Source organism: Rhodococcus sp. A14, from assembly GCF_011603105.1.
Classification (GTDB): domain Bacteria; phylum Actinomycetota; class Actinomycetes; order Mycobacteriales; family Mycobacteriaceae; genus Rhodococcus_F; species Rhodococcus_F opacus.
In genome coordinates, this window is the sequence record NZ_JAAOQS010000216.1 from 1 (window position 1) to 3,990 (window position 3,990).

Consider the following 3,990-nt stretch of genomic DNA (forward strand, 5'->3'; position numbering starts at 1 on the left):
CGTAGATGTACGCGCCGCTCACGTGGAACAGGGTCGCCATCTCGGTCACGTCTTCGGGGACCTCGAGGGTGTGGATGTCGCCGGGCGGCTCGAACGCGTAGGTGCCCGCTTCAGCCCACCAGTCGTATTCGAGGTAGTGCCAGCGGCCCCGCAGGGTGAACGCGTGCACCGCCCCGGCGTGCCGGTGTCGGGACAAGATGCCCGAACGGCGCACCCGCAGAATGTTCACGAAGTAACCCTGGCTCGCCGACAACACCAGCGGCCGGAACTCCACGTCCTTCGACTGCGGAACCCACAGCCGCTCATCACACTCCAGATCCAATGCACCCGGAACGATCAGATCGTCACTCATCCCGTACGGCTTCGGACCCGTGTAGGGCACAGCCTCTTCGTTCTTCATGTCAACGGTAGAACTCACGATGCTCTCCTAGTGCCTAATCGCATAAGTGACGGTACAGCACCGTGACGGGGCTCACAAGGCCCCGAACAAAATTCGCCGCAATAGCCCGGTTTTCCTATAGCACTACACATTCCGTATCGACAAGAAGTCAGGCAAGCGTGAGGTAGGTCCCGGCAACTGCCTACTTAACCGAATCATTTCCGACCCGCAGGCCCAGGACGGCCGAGACGCACCTGGTGCGGAGGGGGTACTTAGTCGACTAAGCTACGCGTGTGACGGACACCCGACAGACCCGCGACTCGGCGGATCGACCCGGTCGCGCGCGTCGAGTGCGGATGAGCGACGTAGCGAGTCAGGCCGGGGTTTCGTCGGCGTCGGTCTCGTATGCGTTGAGTGGTGCGCCGGGGGTCAGCGAGGAGCGGCGCCGTCATATCCTCGCCGTGGCGGCCGAGATGGGGTTTCGGCCCAGCCGCACCGCCCGGGACCTGCGCTCGGGTACCACCCGGACGATCGGGTTGCTGCTGGCGGATATCACCAACCCGTTCTACGCCGAGGTCGCCGGGGGCGTGGTCGCCGCCGCGCACGACGAGGGCTACGAGGTATCGGTCGCTCACGTCGGGGTCGACGGCACCCGGCAGGCCGAGGCGGCCTATGCGCAGGTCGACCGCAATTGCAGTGGGTTGATTTTCACTGGGCTGGTGGCCGCCGACAAGCCGCTGCTGGACACTCTCCGACAGGAGAACATTCCGGTCGTACAGGTCTACCGGCGGGTCGAAGGAGAACCCTCGGACTGGGTCGGGATCGACGACTACCACGCGGCGTTCGAGATGGCGTCGCATGTGGTCGCCACCGGACGGCGCAAGGTCGCGATTCTCGGTGGACCCGAAGCCTCGAGCGCGTCCACCGGTCGTCTGCGCGGCTATCAGGACGCCCTGCGCAAGGCGGGATTGACCGCGGTGAACGAACCCGATGTGTGGGGAGAACTGAGCCGCGCATCCGGGGCGCTGCATGCGCGAACGCTGTTCGCCAAGTACTCCGACGTCGACGCGGTCCTGTGCGGAAACGACGTGATCGCCCTCGGCGTTCTCGACGTGTGCACCGAGATCGGCAAGCGCGTACCGGAGGACATGGCACTGACCGGGTTCGACGACATGAGCTTCTCGAGCGCCGGGCCCCTGCAGTTGAGCACCGTCACCGTTCCGCGCGACCTGATGGGGCGCCGCGCCGCGCGACGGCTTCTGCAGCGCATCGCCGGTGACAACAGCCCACCCCGAAACGACCTGCTGCCGTACGCGATTCAAGTTCGATCCACCACCGTCCCAGTGGGCGGGCGCTGACCCCCTGCGCCGACCGCGGACTCGGCCCGCCGGTGTCGCAGGCCGGGCACGGCGTCGGTCGCCGAATCTTCGTGCTCGCCCTCGCTGGAAGTGGTGGTCGCCCCGCCGGGGGTGCGCCCCGGCGGGTTTTCCGGTGCCGGCACGACGGACGGAGTCCGTCGCGGCGCCGCGACTCGTACCGGCCGGCATCAGAGACGGCAGCGACCTCCCCGAACCGCCCCGAGTCCGAGCGATCCACCGCCTCGCCACCGCCTGCGCAGACGCATGACCCACCACTGATGCGAATAAGCGATTGTCCCCCGCAGCAGGCGCTCGGCCTCGACTATCGGTGTTCCGTCAGCCCACGCGATTAGCCGTTCTTAGACAAAGGCTTACGCCGGATATCCTCAGCTTGTTTGTGGGTTGTGTCGGCCGTCACGTCAATGTACGGTACATTATTCGATTAAGTGCGATGCTGCTTGATGGAAGCCGGTATCTCGCCTAACCACACCACGACTTTCCAGTCGTGCTTTCGTAACAGGAGTTCACGATCATGTCCGACACAGCGCGCACGACGAGGGTTCCGACCACCACCGAGTTGCTCGAGGACCAGCCCAAGAACTGGGGCAAATGGGGTTCCGACGACGAAGTGGGCGCGCTGAACTACCTCGGCTCCCGCGAAGCGCTCGCCGGCGTCGGCGAAGTCAGGCAGGGAAAGACGTTCACGTTGCAGGTGCAGATCGGCAACCCCAAGGGGGATCCCACCTTCCCGGGCCCGCGGGGACCGGCGCGCCGGGTGAACATCATGGATCGTGGTGTCTATCTCGGTGGTGCCGGCCCGGAGGTCGAAGGTGATGCCCAGTTCGCCGACGACATGATCATCATGTACCTGCAGGGTTCGAGTCAGTACGACGCTCTAGGGCACCTGTGGTGCGGGGACCAGATCTACAACGGCTACCCGGCCGAGACGACGACCGGCGGGATGAAGAAGGCCAGCATCTTGCCGATCGCCGAGAAGGGCGTCGTCGGCCGTGGTGTTCTGATCGACATGGCCCGCTACCGCGGCAAGAGGTGGCTGGACAAAGGCGAGACCTTCGACCACACCGATCTGGTCGCCGCCGCCGCCCAGCAGGGTGTCGAGATCCGTAAGCGGGACATCTTGTTGGTCCATACCGGATGGCTCGAATACTTTTACAACACCCCGCGCGAGAAGTTTTACGACAACTTCAACGAGCCGGGCCTGACGTATTCACCCGAGCTGGTCGCGTGGTTCAACGACATGGAAATTCCCAATCTCGTCACCGACACGATCGCCAACGAAGTCACCCACGACCCGGTCTCCGGCGTCTGGCTGCCGCTGCACAACGCGTTGATGCGCAACCTCGGAGTCACCTTCGCCGAGATCATCGCCCTGCACGAATTGGCCGAGGACTGCAAGGACGATGGCCAGTACTCGTTCCTCTACACGGCAGCACCACTGAAGGTGGTCGAAGGAACCGGCGCACCGGTCAATCCGATCGTGATCAAGTAGGGCAGACCGATCAACCAGCTGCACGCCGACGGAACGCCTGCGAGTCGCACCGGCCGACAGAAGCTGGCACGGGTGCCGCTCGGTGACGCGTAACGCACGGCGGGAGATCTCGTTGCTCGAGCTGATCGACGACCTCGACGCGCACGAGGCGCGGTTCACCGCCCGGATCGCCACCGAGCTACATAACGACCGCGGGTACACGGCGGTCCAGGCGCTGCCCCGGCATCGGGCCCACCCTGCCCGCAGTGTTCGTCGCCGAGATTGGGACGTGCACCGGTTCACTGATCCCGCTCACCTGTGCTCCTGGGCCGGTCTGACACCCAAGCACCGCGAGTCCTTTCGCCGTCGTGCGCCGCGGGCACACCAGCAAGCAGGGCAGCAATCTGGTGCGCTGGGCGGCGGTCGAGGCCATCCAACGGCATCCCGCGGGCACGACGATCGCCGTCGACCGCACCCCGCATCGAGGCCCGTCGCGGCAAGAACATCGCCAAGGTCGCCGCGGCGAGAAAATTGCTCACCCTCGTCTACTACGGGCTGCGCGACGGGCACATCCGCGCACTGACCCACATAGGGAGGCGTGAGCACCCGGGCCAACACCCGCGCGGCCGCTGCACTGTCTGACCCCTGCCTCGGCGGCGTGGTCGCCAACGTGATTGACCCCGCGTGTTGCTTCGCCGTAACACTCCATGCCCGCCGGGCCGGGCGAAAGGATGCCCGGCAGCCGAGGAAGCTCGGCCATGCCC

4 protein-coding genes are annotated in these 3,990 nt (G+C 65.5%); 3 read left to right on the forward strand and 1 reads right to left on the reverse strand.

The genetic code is table 11. The annotated features are described in order from the left end of the window. A partial coding sequence (locus G9373_RS44710; RefSeq protein WP_167121229.1) for a 2,4'-dihydroxyacetophenone dioxygenase family protein occupies positions 1-418 on the reverse strand: 418 nt, incomplete at its 3' end. A 317-nt stretch (positions 419-735) separates the two neighbouring features. On the opposite strand from G9373_RS44710, the gene G9373_RS44715 reads away from it, so the two are divergent. The 3 genes from G9373_RS44715 to G9373_RS47505 all read left to right on the forward strand — a co-directional run bounded on the left by G9373_RS44715 (position 736) and on the right by G9373_RS47505 (position 3,809). Further along, positions 736-1,737: a LacI family DNA-binding transcriptional regulator gene (locus tag G9373_RS44715; protein ID WP_167121231.1), complete on the forward strand. Its 1,002-nt coding sequence runs from the start codon at positions 736-738 to the stop codon at positions 1,735-1,737. A gap of 532 nt (positions 1,738-2,269) precedes the next feature. After that, a complete protein-coding gene (locus tag G9373_RS44720; RefSeq protein WP_167121233.1) occupies positions 2,270-3,247 on the forward strand; it encodes a cyclase family protein in 978 nt (325 codons plus the stop codon). Between the two features lie 268 nt (positions 3,248-3,515). After that, positions 3,516-3,809, forward strand: coding sequence for a transposase (locus G9373_RS47505; RefSeq protein WP_346842939.1), 294 nt, complete (start codon positions 3,516-3,518; stop codon positions 3,807-3,809). The last annotated feature ends 181 nt before the right edge of the window (positions 3,810-3,990 follow it).